This is a genomic window from Litchfieldia alkalitelluris (assembly GCF_002019645.1).
In the GTDB taxonomy this organism is placed as follows: Bacteria; Bacillota; Bacilli; order Bacillales; family Bacillaceae_L; genus Litchfieldia; species Litchfieldia alkalitelluris.
Genome location: NZ_KV917374.1, coordinates 4660555 through 4681430 on the forward strand (window position 1 = coordinate 4660555; position 20876 = coordinate 4681430).

General features: G+C 32.3%; 19 protein-coding genes. 5 read left to right on the forward strand and 14 right to left on the reverse strand.

Features of this window, described 5'->3' with window-relative positions; all coding sequences use genetic code 11:
- Positions 1–19 precede the first annotated feature (19 nt).
- From BK579_RS22055 to BK579_RS22120, 13 genes are all read right to left on the reverse strand, one after another.
- Complete coding sequence (locus BK579_RS22055; protein ID WP_078549265.1) at positions 20–1225, reverse strand: GIY-YIG nuclease family protein; 1206 nt, start codon at positions 1223–1225, stop codon at positions 20–22.
- 210 nt (positions 1226–1435) lie between these two features.
- Positions 1436–1810: a hypothetical protein gene (locus tag BK579_RS22060; protein ID WP_078549267.1), complete on the reverse strand. Its 375-nt coding sequence runs from the start codon at positions 1808–1810 to the stop codon at positions 1436–1438.
- Positions 1811–2322: 512 nt separating this feature from the next.
- Positions 2323–3570, reverse strand: a complete 1248-nt coding sequence (locus BK579_RS22065) for a DNA adenine methylase (RefSeq protein WP_078549269.1) — start codon at positions 3568–3570, stop codon at positions 2323–2325.
- Positions 3571–3615: 45 nt separating this feature from the next.
- Positions 3616–4137 (reverse strand): GIY-YIG nuclease family protein, encoded by a 522-nt coding sequence (locus BK579_RS22070; RefSeq protein ID WP_078549271.1) that lies wholly within the window; start codon positions 4135–4137, stop codon positions 3616–3618.
- Between the two features lie 83 nt (positions 4138–4220).
- On the reverse strand, positions 4221–5441 hold the full coding sequence (locus BK579_RS22075; protein WP_078549273.1) for a hypothetical protein: 1221 nt from the start codon (positions 5439–5441) through the stop codon (positions 4221–4223).
- Positions 5442–5584: 143 nt separating this feature from the next.
- The gene (locus BK579_RS22080; protein WP_078549275.1) at positions 5585–5863 is read right to left on the reverse strand and encodes a hypothetical protein; all 279 of its coding nucleotides are present in this window, start codon (positions 5861–5863) and stop codon (positions 5585–5587) included.
- 493 nt (positions 5864–6356) lie between these two features.
- Positions 6357–7217 carry an MORN repeat-containing protein gene (locus tag BK579_RS22090; RefSeq protein WP_139365140.1) on the reverse strand — a complete coding sequence of 287 codons (861 nt, stop codon included), beginning with the start codon at positions 7215–7217 and terminating at the stop codon, positions 6357–6359.
- Positions 7218–7364: 147 nt separating this feature from the next.
- Positions 7365–8195 (reverse strand): hypothetical protein, encoded by an 831-nt coding sequence (locus tag BK579_RS22095; protein ID WP_078549279.1) that lies wholly within the window; start codon positions 8193–8195, stop codon positions 7365–7367.
- A gap of 178 nt (positions 8196–8373) precedes the next feature.
- Positions 8374–9099 carry a M48 family metallopeptidase gene (locus tag BK579_RS22100; protein WP_078549281.1) on the reverse strand — a complete coding sequence of 242 codons (726 nt, stop codon included), beginning with the start codon at positions 9097–9099 and terminating at the stop codon, positions 8374–8376.
- A 13-nt stretch (positions 9100–9112) separates the two neighbouring features.
- Entirely contained in the window at positions 9113–12220 is a 3108-nt protein-coding gene (locus tag BK579_RS22105; protein ID WP_078549283.1) for a type I restriction endonuclease subunit R, read from the reverse strand.
- 38 nt (positions 12221–12258) lie between these two features.
- Positions 12259–13506 (reverse strand): restriction endonuclease subunit S, encoded by a 1248-nt coding sequence (locus BK579_RS22110; protein WP_078549285.1) that lies wholly within the window; start codon positions 13504–13506, stop codon positions 12259–12261.
- An 8-nt stretch (positions 13507–13514) separates the two neighbouring features.
- Complete coding sequence (locus BK579_RS22115) at positions 13515–15044, reverse strand: type I restriction-modification system subunit M (protein ID WP_078549287.1); 1530 nt, start codon at positions 15042–15044, stop codon at positions 13515–13517.
- Positions 15045–15499: 455 nt separating this feature from the next.
- On the reverse strand, positions 15500–15838 hold the full coding sequence (locus BK579_RS22120) for a hypothetical protein (RefSeq protein ID WP_078549289.1): 339 nt from the start codon (positions 15836–15838) through the stop codon (positions 15500–15502).
- Between the two features lie 130 nt (positions 15839–15968).
- On the opposite strand from BK579_RS22120, the gene BK579_RS22125 reads away from it, so the two are divergent.
- From BK579_RS22125 to BK579_RS22145, 5 genes are all read left to right on the forward strand, one after another.
- Positions 15969–16313 (forward strand): helix-turn-helix domain-containing protein, encoded by a 345-nt coding sequence (locus BK579_RS22125; protein WP_078549291.1) that lies wholly within the window; start codon positions 15969–15971, stop codon positions 16311–16313.
- Positions 16314–16588: 275 nt separating this feature from the next.
- Entirely contained in the window at positions 16589–17206 is a 618-nt protein-coding gene (locus BK579_RS22130) for a DnaA N-terminal domain-containing protein (protein WP_268876561.1), read from the forward strand.
- On the forward strand, positions 17190–17486 hold the full coding sequence (locus BK579_RS22135) for a hypothetical protein (protein WP_078549295.1): 297 nt from the start codon (positions 17190–17192) through the stop codon (positions 17484–17486). Before BK579_RS22130 ends, BK579_RS22135 begins: the two co-directional genes overlap by 17 nt.
- Positions 17487–17509: 23 nt before the next feature.
- A complete protein-coding gene (locus BK579_RS22140) occupies positions 17510–17848 on the forward strand; it encodes a YolD-like family protein (protein WP_078549297.1) in 339 nt (112 codons plus the stop codon).
- 170 nt (positions 17849–18018) lie between these two features.
- Positions 18019–18855 (forward strand): ATP-dependent DNA ligase, encoded by an 837-nt coding sequence (locus BK579_RS22145; protein WP_235848512.1) that lies wholly within the window; start codon positions 18019–18021, stop codon positions 18853–18855.
- 593 nt (positions 18856–19448) lie between these two features.
- On the opposite strand, the gene BK579_RS22150 is transcribed toward BK579_RS22145, so the two are convergent.
- Positions 19449–20867 (reverse strand): phospholipase D-like domain-containing protein, encoded by a 1419-nt coding sequence (locus BK579_RS22150; RefSeq protein ID WP_078549299.1) that lies wholly within the window; start codon positions 20865–20867, stop codon positions 19449–19451.
- Between the last annotated feature and the right edge of the window lie 9 nt (positions 20868–20876).

Consider the following 20876-nt stretch of genomic DNA (forward strand, 5'->3'; position numbering starts at 1 on the left):
ATTAATACTAAGAGACTCTTTAAACATATTCGGCATAAAGCTCTACATATGCATCCAAATATGACTGGTAGTTTTCTCTTGGTTCTCCCATTAGAACTAAACTTACATTTTTATCTTTAGCTCCTGCTTGATGAATAAAAATTCCATCTTTATCTATATATTCGACTATCGCTGTTTTGGTACTATACCCTTTACTTATTTGAACATTTGTACCTACTGTAATCATTCCGCTAATTATTTCCACAAATAACACAGCGTTGCCTTGGTAACCAAAAACATCTATTACTCTCCCTTGAAAATCATTAATAATATCTTCATCTACTACAAAGTTATTCTGAACTACTACTTTTAATTTCTCCAGCTTATTTACCATATGTGGGTAATTTTCTCTTACACTAATAATGTACTGTTCAATCACATCTAGAATTTCATCTTTGTAAATCATTAAAATTTTAGAATAATTTATTTCATTCCCAAGTTGAGTGGATTCATTTAAATATTCGTATAATATAACCTTATCCTCATTTTCAATTCCATGTTCACTAATATATTCAAAGTATCTATCCCAACATTTCCTAGCATTGTCTAAGCTAAATAAATCAGATGGTGTTTTTGTAAACAAAAATGCTAAATCAGCATTACTTTTGATTTCTCCATGCTTAATAGCTTCTTTATAAAATTGCAATGCTTTCTTTTCATTAGATTTTACTCCTTTACCATACTCAAACATTTTCCCTAGACGGCGATAAGCTTTGTAGTAACCTAACTTAGCTGCTTTATCAAACAACGTAATAGCCTCTTCAAAGTCTTTGATTCTATCACCAAATCCATAATAATAATCCTCTGCTTCGTTATATAAATCCTCGCCTATTTCACTTATATTTTTAATGTCAGATTTCATATAATTATTGTTTTCGGGGTTATACTCTCCTTCTGATTGTTTGAGAGTTTGTATTAACTTTATAGCTTTATTTGGAGACATTTCAAAAAACTCTCGACTTGCCGATAGCCTGTAATCTTCCAACGCTAGGTGGACCTGATCCTCAGCCATATAACAATCATTAAAATATTCCATATAGACTAAAATAAAAGGAGTTGGCACTCCCGTTGCTTGAGATAATTCTTCAACCCTTTCTTCAGGATTTTTAGAAGTTCTACCTATTTTTATTAGACCTTTCATTGAATAATTTAATAAAACGTAAATATAACCACTCTTATTTCCCACTGAATTCCCCCCTATACCTATAAAAATCGTTAAAAAACACTGACATCAATTCAATTGTTATTTCCACCCTTTTAAAGAATTCTAACAGAAGGTTTAAATACCTAACCATAACCACTCCAGTATTAAAGTGATTAAAAGAATCCAATAATGCCTCATTTACACCATTGGTTTTACTAGTTACATCTTTAAATTCTTTATTAAATAAAATACTTAATCGTCATAATCAATGCCCTTATTATTATTAGAGTATTTAAATGTACCAGAGGCATTAAAAAGCGTGGAGCTTCTTGAAGCGCTTTTACCTTTTGGAGCCATATGTACTTTTTTAAAACTGTTTTTTGCTCTAAAATTATTATATGCTTTAGCCTTTTTTTCTTTTTTTGATAATTTTTTCTTAGAACGTTCCCCTTTAGGCGATTCAATACTCGGCATTTGCATTACATCAACTTTTAAATTTTGGACCAATATCATAAGTTGATATATTCGATTTTTTATTGTACACTGTTGAATTTTTTTATGTTGATTGTAAAGATTATCATAAATAGTATCTAAATCTATAATTAGTTCAGCTCTATCTCCATTCACTGACATCACTCCTTTTTTAAAAAAATCAAGTAATCACATTAATACTATTCGTTATAAAGAACGTTTATCCTGCAGGGTTTATTATCCAAATTATCATTCATCAAAAATCTTATGCTTTATTAGTGCTACTCACATCTTTTTAAAGTCAATTACTTTTCTTAATAAGGGCCACTGATCCTCAGCGGCTACCCAGCATAAGTTAATACACCCCCCCTTGTTCTCAATCATTGATTCCAGATGAACAGGTCTAGGTCTTGCTGATACAATCTAAGGTAAAACTTTTCTCCCTGGTCCCTAGTGGGAACCTTAACCCCGCTCTTTCATTTCTTCTGTAGGACTATCTAACGATACTTAATATCTTTAAAATCTTTAATTCTAGGTAGTAAAGTTTGTACTTGTTAATGAAGGCTGTACAACGCTGGCGTTTAATTTACCGAATTCAATCTCTTCTGTTGTAGAATTTTGACGTACCCCAACTGGCCCAGCCGTCCTTTCGTAAGGTGTGTGTTTTGTTAACTGTTTAATTTATTTAATGAAGTGTAGTAATATTTTTCTTGGATCACCCCAAAGTAATCACTTGATTCTACAGCTTTTTTTAGGTCTTCGCCTGTTAGCGGAATTATAATGCGATTGTCAGAATAACGATATAACTTTTCATAAAAAGTCTTGGCATAGCCATGCCATGAGATAAAAAAACCTATGTTGACTTGTCCATTCCTAGAATCGATTTTATCTTTAAATATTACCAATTCATTTTTTCCTACTACTTTAGTATTCCAATTCTTACATTCTCCTAAAATTAGATTACTCATTTTGGTAAAGAATCCTTCACTGGACTCATTACTAATAACTATATCGATTTCTTCAAGATCATTTCTTAAATTTGTTGATATAACCTTTAACCCCGAGATTTGATTAAAGAATATCTCAACAAAAGTCTCCAAATATTTCCCTTTTTTATTTGCATCCTTTTCATTTTCAATATAATTAATTAGTCTCTTTAACCTCTGCTTAGTAGTTTGAATGCTCACTAGTTGATTTGAAATTTTATATTCGGGAATTGTAAATTCAAAAATCTGATCTGAATTGAATATTTCACGAATTGTTTGATTAAAATTCATACAATTTTCAAAATATATAACTGCATTACAATTTTTCTCAGGTACTTTTTCCTTAATAAAGGCACAAAACTCTACTAAACTCTTTATTTTACTTTGATGGTATTTTTTACCGATTTTAATATTTACTATCCTATCCTTAGAAAAGTAAGGGTATTGATTAAAAGAAAATTCTCCTAAATCATAATTTATAAAAATTAAATCCTCCTCCTCAACATGCATATCTATAATTGACATATAATCAGAGCATACTATATTAGCGTTTTTTAGAAATTGATCATTTTGTTTTAAGTTATTTTTATTTAAAAATCTAGGGAAGTGCTGAATATAATAAAGGTAAAGAGATGCCCTATCTTTGTTGTTAGTAGCATTCTGTATAAGGTCTCTGATTTTATAGGGGTCTTCCACTTCTGAGAGGTTATATTTCTCTAAGTTTAATATTAAGTTACCTGTATTACCTTTCAAATGACTCAAGAAATTAGCTAAATCTTCATTTATTGTCCCTATTAGAATTTGAGACGTTGAAATTTTATCAATCATTGATAATTTGTTGTAAACAGGCTCAATATATTTGTTAAATTCCCTAGGAAAATGTGATAAGAGAAATTCACTCTCATTAAATCCATCTTTGTTAATAAACATTTTCTAACCTCTTTCTTCATAATAATTTATTAGGATGTATAATAATTAAAGTCTTCTTAAAGAACGCATCATAGCCCTAAATTCTTTATGTTGAATATTTTTTTGAAGGTTTAATGGTGGATGTAATAACATGATGAGATTTTCTTCTATATATTTTGGATTTTCTTGTTCATGAAAATGAAAGATCAAATTTTCTTTCATCCAATTAGTTAACCAGTTTTCATGATTATTAATATATTTATATTTACCTTGGTCGAGAACTTCTTTTTCCAAGCCGAATAAAGCTCCTAAACTTTTTCGAAATGTAGAATTTCTTGCAGTTCCTTCTAAGTGCTTATTAAGATATCTAGTCCTTAGACTTTTTTCTGCTTTGCCTACATAAATTACTGGTAATTCCCCCAAATATTTATATTTTAAGAACTGCATTTGTTGTGGTATCGACTCTAGGTTCTTCAAGCAAAAAGAATAAATTCCTGGTTTATCGGGTACTTCCATTGGATTATCTTTAAGTGGTTCAACCTTATTTTCCATTAATTGAATAAGGAACCTATTCGATAATTCATTCATTATATTCCTCTCCTTTTTGATAAATTTTGGCTTGTTGAATCTATTTTTTAGAACAATCTAGTCTCCTGAAAAAATGATATTTCTCATTGAAAATACCAGTAAATTAACAAAACGTAAGATATTCGAAGTGTTTCTTCCGGATTACTCTTGAATACTTTCCAAAATTCATCTGCGGTCACTCCCCCTAGCTCCTCACATGCCTCCAACACTTCAAAAAATTTTTTTTGAAAATCTTTTATATTGCCTTTCCACCACCAAGGGAGGCCATTATCATTAAATTGATTATATACATGTTCAAAATTATCGTAAAAAGTATCAATATTTACATCATGATATTTCAACATTGAGTCTGTTGGAAACCCATGCTCATCATATCCCTTTGGCAAGAATAAACTTTTCAATCTATTATTCAAGGGATTTTCTGCAAACTTTTGAACTTTCAATATATACTCAAGTTCTTTTGGATAACTAGGATACTTGTTACTAATATCCTCTTCCCACCAATTCCGAACCTGAATAATATTCTTGGATTGTAGCCAATCAAATGCACGTTTCGCGATATCTCTTTCAAATTGATCTTCTGCATAATTTGAACAATATTTAAATATAGAAGCTAAATCCTCCCAATAGAAAACACTTATTTCTTTAAGATTAGTTAAAGCATCTGAGCGATGGTCAAAGCTTGAAAGAAACTTATCCATATCACTTTCCAACTCTTGTTTATATTGGTTAGCCATTTTATATCCTTTTGATGAGTTTTTTTCATCCAAAATTAATAACGAAAAATAAAAGTTTCTCACGCCTGCGTAATAAGAGCCAACATCAATATTCCTTATGATTTGGTCTCTACTTTGGTTGTTAGTGGTTTTCATTGAAATGTCAGATTTGTACTTTGCTTCGATAAACCAAACATAATTTTCACCTTCAATAATGATATCTACCTCTGTTGATCCTTCATCTTTTTGGTGAAGCTTCAAGGAAGGTGGTGGCTGTATTATCTGCCATAGTTTGATTTGTACTATTTCAGGGACATGCATATGCTGAAGGGGATTATAAAAATAGAATTGTTCAGTCTCTATGTTTAAGCCTCGGGAAACAAAGTATGGAAACCAACATCTGGGGTTGATTTGTTGAAGGGACTTAAAAACATTCCAAGTTAGCGCATCTTCACTATTTTCACTTCTCATTTGGTTAATTTTAGAACCTTTCATCTTATGAAAAATAGGATGGTAACTGTCAATTATAAGATTGTCTCTAAAATCATAAAGTTCAAAAACACCACTCTTAGAAATTGTTCCCTTCAAATCAATCAACTCCCTGTTATTAGGTTGGATTATTTACGCTTTCTTGACTCAGTAGTTAAATTATACCAAACAATACCAGTAGATTTTCTCTTAAACTCAAACAAATAAATAAAAGTTGCCATTCCACCCGGCAACTTTGAAGGTTACATTCTTGATAACAGTTCTATATCTTTTTTTACCCAACTAATAATTGACTCAACACTTTTAAATCCCAATTTATTAATACTTATCCACTTACCCTCACTATATAATCTCATATTTCCAGTTTTTGTATTAAGGTCACCAATTACATTAAATCTTCTTGGATGCTTACTAGTTTTACATCTAATATTTACAAAGCCTGAATTATTATTATGATTTACTAATTCTAAGGAATCAATTTCCTTAATTGCGTCAATTAGATTTTTTGAGAACTCATTCATTGTAGTTACTCACTCCTCCACATAAGTTACAGTTTTTGTAATAGAATGTAGGGTATTTATCAGAATAAGGGCGAACTTCATCCATTGACAAAAAAGAAAACCAACCTCCATCTCGTAATTCCCTTTATCCCTTTCTATCTCCACTTATTCACTTTGAATTCAACAGATAGCTTATACTTACCATCTCCAAGGGATATAAAATATTTCTTGTACGTTAGGCTATGGTCTTCTGAACTACCGTTTGCTAAACAACCAGAAATATATTTTTCTGGTATTATCCATGAATTTGTTGCAACAAATCTTTTATATCACTAACCGAAAATGGCTCAGTTATAAGTCCTTGATTTACTCCTCCAACAATTTCTCTGTTTAGTCCTCTACCGTACTTTGGCATAAGTTTCCTCCCTAACGCTGATCCACAGTTGTATTTATTAGTTATATTTGATTTAATTTCAAAATAATTTAAAATTAGGATTTGATTAAAAATGTAATACTATTGATCAAATCCAAATTGATTCTCATCAAATCTATTAGACTTATTATAACTACACCCGCATGAACCACATGAAGCACATTTTAGCCAATAGCATTTAAAACAAGGATTATTATTATATGTATCGACTTGTTTTTTACATGTATAACATCTATTAGAGTAAGGTTTGACTTCTTTACCCTTTTTCCTCTTATTAAACTCATATATTCCAATATAAATAACATGTCCTGTATTTATATCGTATTCTATTCCTTTACCATGTTTCTGGAATTCCAGAAAATCTCCAGTGTATATTAGGAGATAATCTTCATTATTCCCATCAAGAACATACTCATTACCCGTAGTTAATTGACCTGACATAAATGTGCCTTCAAAATAGCTTTTATTTATAAAATGTTCCCCTTTACCTTGTCTCACTCCTTCAAAATAATAACCTTTAAACACAAGTTTTTTAGATTTGATTTCATAAACTTTTCCGTAGCCGGTTCTATTTCCTTCTTTAAAATAACCTTGATAAAGGAACCCATTACTTCTCTCTTTTCCTTGACCATGTCTTTTGTCTTCACTATATTGACCTTTATATATCCATGTCTTAGTATTTTTACAGACCTCCGTTCCTTCACCATGCTTTTTCCCTTCAATAAATTCCCCTATATAAATAAAACCATCAAGAAATTCCTTTCCCTTCCCATGCCTTTTTCCATTCAGGAATTCCCCTTCATAAACCTTCTTCTTGGTTTTTAGATTATATTCCACATTCCCTTTTCGGTATATCTTCATATTTCCCCCTAGTAGATTTCCACTTTTGTTAAAATTATTCGACGAGTTTAAAAGTAATCCTCCTAATTTTTGCAATTTCATGGAACTAATTTCAAGAGGGAACAAAAAAAAGACTGCTTGCAGCCTTTTCAAAGATTATCCTTATAAATTTTAATGAAGAGGTGTTTGTCCCACGCGAGTAATAACACATCTTCTTGAAAAATAGGTGATTATTTTTGTAATTTCTCTTTATTCGTCATCCCAGTCCTCACCAGATGAAAAATCGGGAATATAGGTTCTCGATGCCAAATGTTTAATTTCGTCTAACAATTTATATACAATATGCTCAATCATGTCCTCTCTTTCAGGAAGGGGTGGATTATTACTTATGTAACTATCAATATATATAAATTCATCTGTGGTTGTATATAAAAAAATAATTTCTCGTATTGGTACATTTTTTAATTTTGAGATTAAATGACTTTCTATATCTTCTAAAATTATTTCAAGTAAGTACCCATCACCATATTGTAACTGAAAACAAAACTCTTCCCAGTAATTATTTATGTTATAGTCTCCTTTGGAAGGTCCACCATAACTAAAATCTTCTATTTCCACCTGTAAATCCTTTAGATATGTCTTTAATATTTCGTTTGAATAGTTTGAATCAGAAAGGCTGTCTAATACAGTTTGATTTATAATCTTAATAAACTCGTCGGCAATGTAGCGGTGTTTCCTACTTGAAAAATCATCTTCAAAATTGAAAAGATCATATTCATTACTACCCAAATCATCTACACATCTTGCATAAAGAAAATCAACCTCTTTATCTCCTAATCTATTTAGCTTATCGTAAATAACAATATATATTTCTTCTAAACATTTTTCATATTTCCCATACTCATAAAGTATTACAAAAAGAATTTTATCCAGTAAAGTAGAAAACTTTATACCGAAAAAATTGTTGCCTGGCAATGTATCAATCTTGATATTATCTAGTAAAATTTCACTACAATAACTTTCATACTTTTGATCTAAGTATTCATTCATATAATCAAAAGAGGCTTTTTTTCTTTTCATTTAATTCAACCCTTTAGAAGAGATTTTAATTTGTTATTATCTGTTTAACCTTATATTACAAAGACAAAGACGCATAATCAAGATGATCTGCGTCTACAATTTTTCTCTCAAAATACTTTCTAATCTTATTTAACCGATAATATATTGAAGAAGTATGAATCCACCCATTTTACATATATCAAAGTTCCCTAACAATCTCCTCATCCAAAATGGCTTTCCTCTTCTCCCAATCTGGCATCAAGGAGTAAAGCATCTTATAAAAACTTTCACTATGATCATTGTATTTGAAATGAATTAATTCATGTAATACAACATAATCTATACAATGTTTTGGTGCTTTAATTAGTTCTGTATTTAATAGAATCGTTTTCTTTTCTGTTAAAGCTGAACCCCACCGTGCTTTCATCAAACGCATATTAACACTTGGTTTTTCTACCCCATATTTCTCGACCAGTGGAGCCAGTTTATCAAGTGACTCCTCGAAAATTTTCCTAGCCTTTTCTTGATACCAATTATCCATAAGTTTTTCTTTTCGTTGAAAGTTGTTTGGATTATTGACATGAAGATAAATAAAGCCACGAAGATATTTAACGCCTTCCTCTTCATCACTCTTTTGAACACGCAGTCGATATTGCTTTCCTAAATACTTAAAGGACTCCCCACTTACATATTCTCGATCACTTTGCTTATGGGGAAGTACATTTTCAAATTGCTTTACGTTTTTTACAATCCATGGTCCTTTGCTTTTAACAAAATCGTAGATAAAACCTAAAGGTACTTTTTCATGAGCCGATACCTGAATCGTCATATCAGGCTTAATGTTTAAATTAACATTTTTAACATTTTTCCTCTCAACTGTAAACTCGATGATTTTGTTAGCATAGTGGATTTGATGTGTTTCCATGATGTTCACAACCTTAATATCTTCTTAGAGCAACCGTTTTAATTTGCTCGATAATCTTATCAATCGTATCATAATCTAACTTTACACTTTGCTCTTTTGTAAAGTCATAGATAAGATCATCTAAGTCTTGAGCAATTCGATTATGGATTTCAAGATTATTATGCCAGTCAACCTTTTGATGTTGTTTAATAATTTCATCCATTTTTAGTGCTAATTCACCAATAATATCTGATTCATAATTTGCTGCATCTTCTCCAGTTTGACTTAAAATATCTTTTGTCACTCCGTAAAATGCTTGTGCATGTAAATTTTCTTTTATTACACTCGGATAATCGTCTTTTGATTCACCACTGCGGAAATCTTTCATTATGTCTTTCATCTTATTCAAATACTCAGCTTCTGAAATTCGCTTATTCTTGTATTCCTGAATTGCCTCCTGGATACGTTCAGAAAACTTTTTATAATAAGCTGGGTTTTCATCCCATTTTGTATTTACACTCTTTGTTAAGCGTGTCCTAATAGCATCAGCTTTAGCTCTTTTTGAATCCAGACGTTCTAATTCTTCATCAAATGCTTTTTCATTCAATATATCAACTGGATTTGTGATTCGTATGACTTCCTCGGCTGAAATATAGTGATCCATTAATTTTTGCATTTTTGCTTCATATTCTTTATGGTCAATCGTATCAGAATAACGAAGTTTTACACTCTTACGTAACTCTTGAAAAAATTTTAAATCCCTTTTATACGTTGATAATTCTTCTGGAGGCAAAGCGTTGTATATTCTCTCTGACTCTAACGCAATACCAAGATTCCGACCAAAGTGACTTAGTACATCATAAAATGCTTCTCTACGTTCTTCATCTTCTAGCCAGACTTCATACTCTTCCGCATCTTTCTTATTCTTTATTTTTGCAAACATTTGTAACAGATCAGAATGGTATTGGCGTAAAGAACCGATAACACTTATTACATCATGGATTGCTCCCTCTAAATCTTTTGGATCGAAATTCTCCAATCCAGCCCCAGAATACATCTGTAATGCTTCATCTAACTTAGATAGTAGTCCACGATAATCAATAATTAGACCAAAATCTTTGCCTTCATATAGACGATTCACCCTAGCAATTGCTTGTAACAACGTGTGTTCCTTCATAGGCTTATCTATATAAAGGATTGATGCTCTAGGTGCGTCAAAACCCGTCAGTAGTTTGTCTACAACAATAATTAAATCAATATCGTCACCGTTTATAAATTCATCCTTAATTGCATCTTCATAGTCTTCTGCTGAACCATACCGTTCCATCATACGTTTCCAAAACTTTTGTACTTTATCTTTGGATACTTCGTCTACTGACTCATGTCCTTCTCTCTGGTCTGGGGGAGAAACAACTACTGCACAGTTTATATCCCCCAATTCCTCAAAAGACTCTAAATAACGAATGGCTTCGATTTTACTATTGGTTGCCAACATCGCTTTAAATTGTGAACCTTGTGTCTTATAGTTATCTATAAAGTGCTGGTTGATATCAAAAGCTACCATACTTATACGTTGGTTAGATGAAGCAATGCGTTCAAAGAGGCTCCATTTCTTCATTACCTCATCTTTTTGCTTATCATTTAAGTTTCGAGTAATCATTTCTAATCGATTATCAATCGCTTTTTGATTTACCGTTTGGTCAACCATCTTCCCTTCGTACAATAGAGGTACAATGGCTTTATCCTTCACCCCATCCGCAATCGTATATTTATGAATAAGTTTCCCAAACTTAATCATCGTACTTTTCTCTTTTTTCATCAAAGGTGTTCCAGTAAAACCGAGGTAACAGGCGTTTGGAAAAACCTTTTTCATTTTAATATGCAGCTCACCATATTGTGTTCGGTGGGACTCGTCAACTAATATAAAGATATCTCTTGATTCAATCGGGTTCTGTTTGGTTGATGCTGTGTCAAATTTGTGTACCAAAGTTGTCACTATATCAACATTTGTGTCATTAATTAAATCAACTAAATGAGTCCCAGAATTTGCTCTGCTTGCTTTTAATTTTGAATGATTAAACGTTTTGTGAATTTGTTTGTCTAATTCCACTCGGTCTGTCACTACAACTACTTGTGGATTAGATTCTGATAACTCCGATAAAATAAACTTTGCAAGCATTACCATTGTGAGTGATTTCCCAGAACCTTGGGTATGCCAGATTACACCCGATTGTCGATTACCTTTCTCATCTTTTTCTTTAATTGTTTTGATAATTTCTTTAATTGCAAAGTATTGTTGATACCGAGTTACTTTTTTCACATCTTTATCAAACAGTGTAAAAAATCTTGTTAGTTCCAATAACCGTTCTGGATGGAACAATGAGATGATATTTTTATCTTGCATCGTTGGTAACCGACTAGAAACCGTTTTATCCAACCACTCTTCTAACCAATCTTCCTTTTCTTCTTTCCAAACTGACCAAAACTTTTTTGGCGTATTACATGTAGCGTATTTCGTTTCATTCTTATTCGTTGACATCACAAGTTGAACAAACTTGAACAACTGCGGGGCATAGTCTTTTCCTTGATTACGGATCATTTGACTAATCCCTTGTTCCATTGAAATCGATGCCTTTTTGCACTCAATGACAACTAATGGGATGCCATTTACAAATATAACAACATCAGGGCGAACATTCCCCCTACCATCCACACGTTCTACCGAAAATTCCTCAACTACAAGGAAATCATTATTCTCAAAGTTCTCCCAATCAATATATTTAATCGTAAACGATTTTTTCGAGCCATCAGGTAAAAATTCAGAATATGTTCTTCCATTCATTATAGTTTCATATATATTCTCATTTGCTTTTACAAGCCCGTTTATCAGAGGTTCATCTAAATCGCGAATGGCTTGTTGAATATTAAATTCACTGAACTTATATTTTTTCCCCTTATACTCATAGGAGTTTAGCTGATTTAATTTCTCTTCTAAAACTATTTTTAACAATACGTTATAAAGATTACCACGCATTTGTTCCGAAAGTTCTGCCTCTATTTTTTGATAGCCTAAACTTTGCAAAATTTCAATGGCAGGCTGTTGACTTATATTGCGTTCATCATAACTTAACCAATTTGACATTATTTCACCTCCACAATAGAGAAAACAAAAACAAAGGATCAAACCTTCACTCGGACTTTCCCTGTTAAAAGTAATTGCATAAGACCTTTCTTTTGTTGTTTTAGATGGAAACATTCTTTTTCTAAAAGGTTGATTTCGTTCTCAATATTTTCCAGTATCTCTACAATTGCAATTTGCTCTTTTTCATTTGATGGTAAATAAAGATTTAATTTATTCATCATTGATTCTGAAATTTCTTTTTGACCTGTGCCACCTATTAAATGTTCTATTTTTTTGTAAAAATCCCCATTAGTTAGGTAAAAGTAATAGAACTTTAAATTTCCTTTTGAAGCTGTCAAACTACTAATCGCATTTGAAGCTACAAAACCATCTAAATATTGCGGAACAATTCCAATGCCACCATTATGGAAATTTTGCCTTCCAATCAATAATTCATTAGGCTCTCTAAGATAATAAGGTCTTCCATTTTTTGTTACATTTGGCTTTTTATCTGTACCTTCAATCCCTTTTAAATGTAGTTTTACAGTAAGTAAGAAATGCTCATTAGGGTTTTCTACAGGGTCTTTCTTAATGAACTTTAAAACATCTCCAAATTTTACGTTTATCCAGTTCTCGGTGAACCCAGATAATCTAATTTTTCCTGTTAACAGATTCTGCATTAAACCTTTTTTTTGTAAGTTTTTTTGCTCGATAACCTTCTCTTTTAAATCAATTACCTTGTCCCAACTGGAGAGGATTGAAGAAATTTTTTGTTGTTCTTTAATTGGAGGTATTGGTATTTTAAGGTCTCTAAATATTTTTAGATTTAAATGACCCACACTCCCCCCAACTCTTGTACCTAACATCCTATTTAAGGTAGTATGATCTTGAAGTAATTGTAATAGGAATGGGGAATCCACTTCGTTCTTCTTAGTTTTTATTACTATTATGCTTTCATAAACGCTAAATTCTATATCAGAGTCTACAATAGTACATGTTCCTAATGTACCTGATTTACTTACGAGAACATCCCCTTTCTCAGCTTTTCTATATTTTGTTAACTGCTTATGTTGCATTTCAGAGATATATTTAACATTCTTGAAAGACAGTTTTCCACTTGAAATATCTGTTGCTCTTATTAAAGGAAACCCACCATTATCTACATAATCTACTTTGGATGTTAAACCTAAGAATATATCATTAGAGCAATCCTCGATTTTATTTACTTTCCAATCGCTTGGAATTAAACCAACATCAGTTTTTTTATAATAAGAATTTATCGAATGTATTACAGTTTGTGTTTTCATATATTCACCTACAATCCAAGCTCTTTTAGATACTTTTCCATCTTTGTTTCTACTTCTTTAATCTCCTGCTTAATGTTTGAAATTTGCTCTTTAACCCGATCCATATCAATTAGTTCTTCTTTTTCAAATGTATCCACATAACGAGGTATATTTAAGTTATGGTCATTTTCTTTAATTTCCTCTAATGTTGCCACGTACGAGTATTTTTCAATCACTTCCCATTTCTCATATGTGTTAACAATTTTAGCGATATCTTGCTCACGAAGTTGATTCTGATTTTTGCCTTTTTCATAATTCTCTTCATCAGATGCATCAATAAAGAGTACATCTTTACGGTTTCTATTTTTCTTAAAAACTAAAACACACGCAGGAATTCCTGTTCCATAAAATAACCCTTCTGGTATACCAATCACTGCATCCAATAAGTTCATCTCTAAGATTTGTTTTCGGATTTTCCCTTCACTTGCTCCTCGGAAAAGAACACCATGTGGTAAAATAGTGGCCATACGTCCATTCTCTGCTAATGAGTAAAGCATGTGTTGCACAAAAGCGTAATCTCCTTTAGAAGTTGGAGCTACTCCCCATTCAAATCGTCTATATGGATCAAGACTGGCTTCCATTTTAAACTTGCTATCATTTGTTCCTTCACCAGCAAATCCCATTGCCCATTTATCTAAGGAGAATGGCGGATTAGCTACGATAGCTTGAAATTTCATTAACTTTCCATCTTCTAAGTGAAGTGGGTTCGCTAATGTATCCCCCCACTCAATCTTTGCATCATCAATTCCATGTAAGTACATGTTCATTAAAGCTAATGAATGAGTTGCTCCATTACGTTCTTGACCGTAGATAGCAACTTTTTTATTTGGGACTTGATTTGCCACTCTGATTAGAAGTGAGCCCGAACCACATGTTGGATCATAAATCCGATCATTCTCCTGTGGTTTTACAAGGCGTGCCAATAACTCTGAAGCCATTGAAGGAGTGTAAAACTCTCCACCTTTTTTACCAGCGTCAGATGCAAATCGTTCAATCATGTACTGATAAGCATCTCCAATGACATCTTCACTTCCAACCACTGATGGTTTTAAAGTTAATTTATTGAAATCCTCTAACAATGAACGAAGCATTGCATTACGCTCTTTAGCTTTTCCTAGTATAGATTCACTGTTAAAGTCAATGTTACGGAATACTCCTCGAAGTTTACCTGTATTCTCATTTTCCAACCGTTCCAATGCTTTATTAATTATTTCACCAATTTCAACATCATTTCGTTTGCTGTATAAATAATCAAATGTAGATTGTTGATCTAAGACGAATCTTTCTCTCGATAACGCACGTTGGATTCTTTGTTCATCCCCATCATAACGCTTTGTATATTCTTCTAAATGCTCTTTGTAAGCATCACTTAAATACTTAATAAACAACATTGTAAGGATATAATCCTTATATGTACTTGAATCAATTTTCCCTCTAAACGTATCGGCAGCTTGCCAGAGTACAGAATTAATTTGTTGTTGAGTTACTTTTTCAGTCATATTTTCTCCTCCTGGAATCTATTTCACATACATAAAATTTAAGAATATTAACTACCTGTTATTTTACATTAAAAAAGACAAGGTTAAAACCTTGTCTTTTTACTCCTGTAACTTTACTAGGGTAATAATACACATACTAATCTTTCATTCTCTATCGATACACTTTTAAAATTACTGAGGTAACCTTACCCTTCAGAATTTTAAAAAACTGTATGGTATATTGTTGATATTTAAATTATCTTTCTTGTTCAGTATATCTTCAAATTGTTTAAAGGTATACATGGACAAAAATTAACCAGGAGACCCAAAACAGTCCTCCTAGTTAATTTTAAAATAATATGTAGATAATTATCTTCTTTTTAGAGATAAAGTTATTATTTGAAACATACAAACAATTAAAATTTGCTTCATTATATTACTCAACCTACTAAAATCAAATTTTTTTTGAGTAACTGTTACTCTTCATAACGTTCACCATAAGCATTCACCTCCCTAATAAATGAATCAATCCGACTGATTTTGTACATTTCTTTTGCCCCCATCGCCAACGCAATTTCCTCAAGCGAATATCCAAGTCCAGCAAGTGTTTTCGCATTTTTTTCAAAGTCTTGTTCCCTTTGTTTTTCTTTTTCATAACGTCGAACGACAAATTTGGTTTCTTCCTGTTCCTCGGTTAGTTGTCTATTTTCATGTGCAGAAAAATCTGTACAATCCTCTTTTCCTTTCAAAAATGAATCTGTAAGTTCACTTATTAGTTGATCAATTTCATACCGAATATCCGACGGATTTCTCATATTACCATCTCCTGTCATGGGATGTTTTTTCACTAGATGACCATGAACTGAATTTTACCTAGATGAATATCGATCCAAAATCTGAATATACTAAATAGAAGGGGAAACCTCCACAACTTCCCCTAATTCAATGATTGGATGTGATACCATGTTCGGAACAATGGTCCGAACCTATCGAGCACAAAAAGGATATACACTTTCTGAATTTGCTGCCAAGCTTGGGGTATCGGTCGGTTATTTAAGTAACCTTGAGAATGGAAAAAACGTTACAATCAAACTCTCAATATTAGAAAAACTCCAAGATGAGCTACATATTGACCCATTTCATTCTAAGCAGACCGAGGATTCCATGTTTGAACGTCGAATTGAACGAGCATCTAAATTACTACGTGAATGTCAGCAAATTAATCCCTCCTATACCGAACATTTTTTATCTCAATTTGAACAAAGTTTAGATCTTTTGCGAGAAGGCTAAGCTTTGTTCTTTTTTATATTGTGTTTATTTCGGAATTATATTCACGCTGATAAAAAAAATTTTTTTCTTGTGAACAACCATATTTCTATTTTGACCATTCCTTTGTAATCCACCCCTCTTGCAGGAACGTATGTTCTGTTATAATTCCTATTAGTGTTACTTTATCCTCTAGTGATTCTTCACTAAGTCTTTTTCGTTCATAATTTTACAAAATTAACGAATACTTAGAAAAAAAAGAAAGGGGTACCCCGCATGGAAAAGAGGATAGGGACAAGATATGGAATCATGTGTTAAGCATAATCAAAGGAAAGCTTTCCAGACCTGCATTTGAAACATGGTTTACTAATACGATGGGAGTAATCGAAGGTAATACATTGCTCGTTACAGCTCAAAATGATTTCCAAAGGGATTGGTTGGAAAATCGGTATTCAAATGACATTCTTGCTGCAACAAAACAAATAACTGGAAAAGAACTGTTATTACAAATTAATTCAATTAGTGAGGAGTATTCCATTTCGGATATGCATGGGATTATTCAAACTGCAACGCATATTGAAAATATAGATGAGGTCATTCGCCAGTCAAGACAATTGAAGAGTGTTCAGACAACCAAGAGCGACTTAAAAACTATTGAAAACCCTTTTGAACTTGATCGTCTCGACTTACTCTTTTTATTTGAAATACTCGTTAAACTGCAACCCATATACGGTGAACAAGCCCCACGAATATTAGCTAAATCATCGCTTCCTGAACGGCTAGCTAAAAACTCTTTAGATATTTATCAATATGAAGAAGATTACTGGATTGAACATGTACAAAATGAAGTTGAAGAAAATACAATCAATGGCGTAAATGAAGTAAGGGAGGAAAGAAAAAATGGGAAGAAAAATTGAAAACTTTGATGATTGGTATGGAGGAATTGCTGTGGGGAAACATCAAGCATATGAAAAGTATGTAAAGTATGTTTTTCGTACCAAAATGGATCAATACATAAAAAAACTCCACGAGATACACGATAAAGATTTAGTTGAAAGACTTTTTAATCATATGCTTGAGGAAACTGGCGATGCAGAACTTGATATCTCTAGTATGATCAATAGTATTGATCAAGCGCTACAAGACCAGATAAAGTTAAACAGAGCAGCTAATTCATTGATTGCCAGTGAAGAATAAAAATTTGAGGAGAGGAAAACCAGATGAATGATAGAATCCGTGACCGTGGAAGCATTAAATGGACGGCGATGATGATGCCAGAGCATGTAACCATGATTCGAAAGCATTTCAAGGATGAGGGCAAGCAAGTGCGCCCCGTATTAGATGCCGACCAAATTGAAGAGTTTGAACGATTATTAAAAGTAAGTTTAGCTGAAGAGGCTCTGCTTGAAGTGACCACATGGATTAAAGGGTATTTTTCAAAACGAGTAGGTGTCGTCAAAAAGATTAATCCTCATCAAAAGAAGGTTGTTTTTGAAGATGAATTGAATAACATGTTTGCAGTTGAGTTCATGGCGATTACAGACGTCAAGCTTATATAAAAAAGGACCCTACGGTCCTTTTTTATTATAATCGAATATTCCTATGTTTCCCCCCTCCCTGTTACTTGATGTATGCTTAAATCCCCTTTACCAACATTGGTTTCATTTCCATTAATCTCCTAATCAAGCAATTTACTTGGACTGGTATAATTGTCTTGAGGTGAATTGCAATGACATTTATTTCGCCAATGCTTTTACACAAAACGGAAAATCCCTTCGACTCAGCCGATTACATTACGGAGCTGAAACTAGATGGCATCCGTTTACTATATACACGTGACCTTAACGGTCATACAAAGCTTTACACTCGACACCATAACGATGTTACCTCAAAGTTTCCTGAACTAGTAGCGCTAAACGTTGCACCAGGAACTGTACTTGATGGTGAAATTATTGTTACCGATGACTTAGGGAAGCCCGACTTTGAGGCAATGATGAGTCGGTTCCAGTCACGATTTAAAACCTATCCAGTTTCCTATGTTGTCTTTGACGTTCTACAATACAAAGGGCAGTCCGTTGCACACCTTCCGTTACTAGAGAGAAAATCGCTCCTTGCCAATTTAATCCCCAAAGACGATTCTACGTTAGCGAAGGTACAGTTTATTGAAGGGAATGCAACAGCATTTTTTGATTTAGCTGTGGATCAGTCATTAGAAGGAATTGTAATAAAACAAAAAAATTCGAAGTATGAAATAGGTCGACGTTCCCATTCATGGTTGAAAGTCATTAATTATCAGTACAAGGACGTTTTTGTAACAGGCTACCCAAAAGATGAATTCGGTTGGTTGTTAGCCGATGATAACCGTAAACCTCTTGGTATCATGGAGCTCGGTGTACCATTAGATGCCAAGCGCAAAGCTTACCAAGCTACTAAAACGGGGGAGGACGATCTTTTCGTTTATATTGAGCCGTTTAAATGTAGAGTGAAATATCGACATTTGACAAAGATGGGGTTATTACGTTTGCCTAGTTTTGTAGAGTTCGTCAGCCCTCCTGTTCTTGTGTAGTGTAGACCTGCACTCTTTCTAAAATTCCATATGTCAAAATCCGACTTATTAATTGTTTTTATAAAAAGATTTTATACTTTTGAACAGACAGATATATTTTATATATTGAAAGAGATCATCACTTATTTCAAAAGGCTAAGAGAAAAAAATTCTCTTAGCCTTGATTTTTTATATTGATTGTTAAACTAAAGACTCTGGGTAATATATGCCAGATGTGTTAGTTTAAAGACTGCAATACCAGTTGACAACATTAAGACATTAGATAGATTTAAAAATGCTTCAGGCTCTTCACAGGTATCAGATGAGTTGAGGGAGCCTCCAATGTACGAAGAAGATAAATTAAACTTTCTATACCTGACCAAAGAACAGGTATTCGGGTTAGAAAATGAAGGGCTAATTCAATAGATACAAATATTAAAAATTCAAAGTATGCTATTGAGAAAGTTGCAATGCCACTTCAAAATTAAAAATAATCAGGATTTAACATACATAATATGAATTGCTGAATCAAGTATATAAGTATCTGGCATAGGACATCCAACAAAAGCAGGATGTCCTTAGTTGTTTAGCGTTATTATAATATACCCTTCTATTTACCAATTAAAATATAACTTTTTAAGTTTCCCAATCATTATTGGGTCTTCCGAGTATTCCGCACCTTCATGCCACATTGATGGTTCCTCAAAATTCCCCTTATTAGATAAAAGATTATAACTTCCTTGAACATAATATGAATTGTCGCAAATCAATAGTTTATGATGAGAATTCACCTTTTGTATTTGAAATAAATCCCCGTATTTTTTGAATTTCTTTTGCAATTCATTTGCAACTTTCTCAGTTAACAAGTTGCGGGAATCTTCCTTTTGGTAGGAATGGCTTGAAATACCATAAGCAATTTTCAATCGTACTTTTCGTTTTAATAAAGAGCGGAATCGTTCCATAAGATCATTACGATCTGATAATATCCAGCTTCCTAACCATGGGCTTATAATACAAACTTCTTCCTCTGCATTTTCTAGGGCATGATGGAAGATATCCTTTATTTCACGATTCATAAGATGACGATTATTTGAAAAATTCACTCTTTCATCTTGCAACTTACGTATTAATTCCTCATAAATCTTTTGATGTGGTTGATTGGGATCTTTCTCATTTATGGATGAAATTTGATTTTTTACATATTCAACTGATTTCCCATATTGTTCAATTGCAATCTTCAAATCTAAAAAAAGTGATTTTGTTGAATCAATTTCCTGCTCATATTTAGTCTTTAATTCATCTTCTATTTGTTTACGTATTAAAATTTCTCGTTCTTCTTTATTCTGTTCATCTTTGAAAGATAAAGTCTGATTCTGCAAAGCAATTTCTATGGATTTACCAATCTCACCAATTAAAGAACTTTTTACTCCTTCTAATAAATTCTCTTGTTCTTTTGCAAATTGTTTTGTTTGTGTGGTATTAATTTGTGCTGCCATTTCGTTCGTTGCTTTCATTAATCTAATATCTATTTGTTCACGTAAATCTTTTTTTAGTTCATTTATTAATCGATCGTAATCAACTTTTACTGGTGTTTGGTCACTATTAGAAATTAGACTTTTACTTCCACTATCAATTATGTGTATTAATGCATCTTCTTTTTTTATCTCATTTTTTCTAAGCTCTACAAATTGCATGTCAAGTTTAACTCTTGTATTATTAGTTTTTTTCACTAATCGATTGGAATTATGTTTAATTTGCAAACTCATTAAACAAGCACTAGAAAAAAAGAAAAAATTAAATATAGAGAATGCAGGAACATAATATACAAAAATTCCACCAAGTACGGTTGATATTGCTATTATTAAAAATAGAACCGAATCATACTTATTATATTTGTTTGTCATTGACCTTTTAATCATCCACAAAAGTAATATTTCTGCTATACCACCTAAAACAAAAAATAATTTTATGGGTAACACTAAAGAAAGAGAAGAAATTGCTAATGCTAAGGTTGAAATTTGATACTTGTTCATCTATTATCT

Bases quoted from the DNA above. Each gene is read 5' to 3' on its own strand.
- BK579_RS22065 (WP_078549269.1), bottom strand. From the start codon at position 3,570: ATGTTTATTAACAAAGATGGATTTAATGAGAGTGAATTTCTCTTATCA.
- BK579_RS22070 (WP_078549271.1), bottom strand. From the start codon at position 4,137: ATGAATGAATTATCGAATAGGTTCCTTATTCAATTAATGGAAAATAAG.
- BK579_RS22080 (WP_078549275.1), bottom strand. From the start codon at position 5,863: ATGAATGAGTTCTCAAAAAATCTAATTGACGCAATTAAGGAAATTGAT.
- BK579_RS22090 (WP_139365140.1), bottom strand. From the start codon at position 7,217: ATGAAATTGCAAAAATTAGGAGGATTACTTTTAAACTCGTCGAATAAT.
- BK579_RS22095 (WP_078549279.1), bottom strand. From the start codon at position 8,195: ATGAAAAGAAAAAAAGCCTCTTTTGATTATATGAATGAATACTTAGAT.
- BK579_RS22100 (WP_078549281.1), bottom strand. From the start codon at position 9,099: ATGGAAACACATCAAATCCACTATGCTAACAAAATCATCGAGTTTACA.
- BK579_RS22105 (WP_078549283.1), bottom strand. From the start codon at position 12,220: ATGTCAAATTGGTTAAGTTATGATGAACGCAATATAAGTCAACAGCCT.
- BK579_RS22110 (WP_078549285.1), bottom strand. From the start codon at position 13,506: ATGAAAACACAAACTGTAATACATTCGATAAATTCTTATTATAAAAAA.
- BK579_RS22115 (WP_078549287.1), bottom strand. From the start codon at position 15,044: ATGACTGAAAAAGTAACTCAACAACAAATTAATTCTGTACTCTGGCAA.
- BK579_RS22120 (WP_078549289.1), bottom strand. From the start codon at position 15,838: ATGAGAAATCCGTCGGATATTCGGTATGAAATTGATCAACTAATAAGT.
- BK579_RS22125 (WP_078549291.1), top strand. From the start codon at position 15,969: ATGATTGGATGTGATACCATGTTCGGAACAATGGTCCGAACCTATCGA.
- BK579_RS22135 (WP_078549295.1), top strand. From the start codon at position 17,190: ATGGGAAGAAAAATTGAAAACTTTGATGATTGGTATGGAGGAATTGCT.
- BK579_RS22140 (WP_078549297.1), top strand. From the start codon at position 17,510: ATGAATGATAGAATCCGTGACCGTGGAAGCATTAAATGGACGGCGATG.
- BK579_RS22145 (WP_235848512.1), top strand. From the start codon at position 18,019: ATGACATTTATTTCGCCAATGCTTTTACACAAAACGGAAAATCCCTTC.
- BK579_RS22150 (WP_078549299.1), bottom strand. From the start codon at position 20,867: ATGAACAAGTATCAAATTTCAACCTTAGCATTAGCAATTTCTTCTCTT.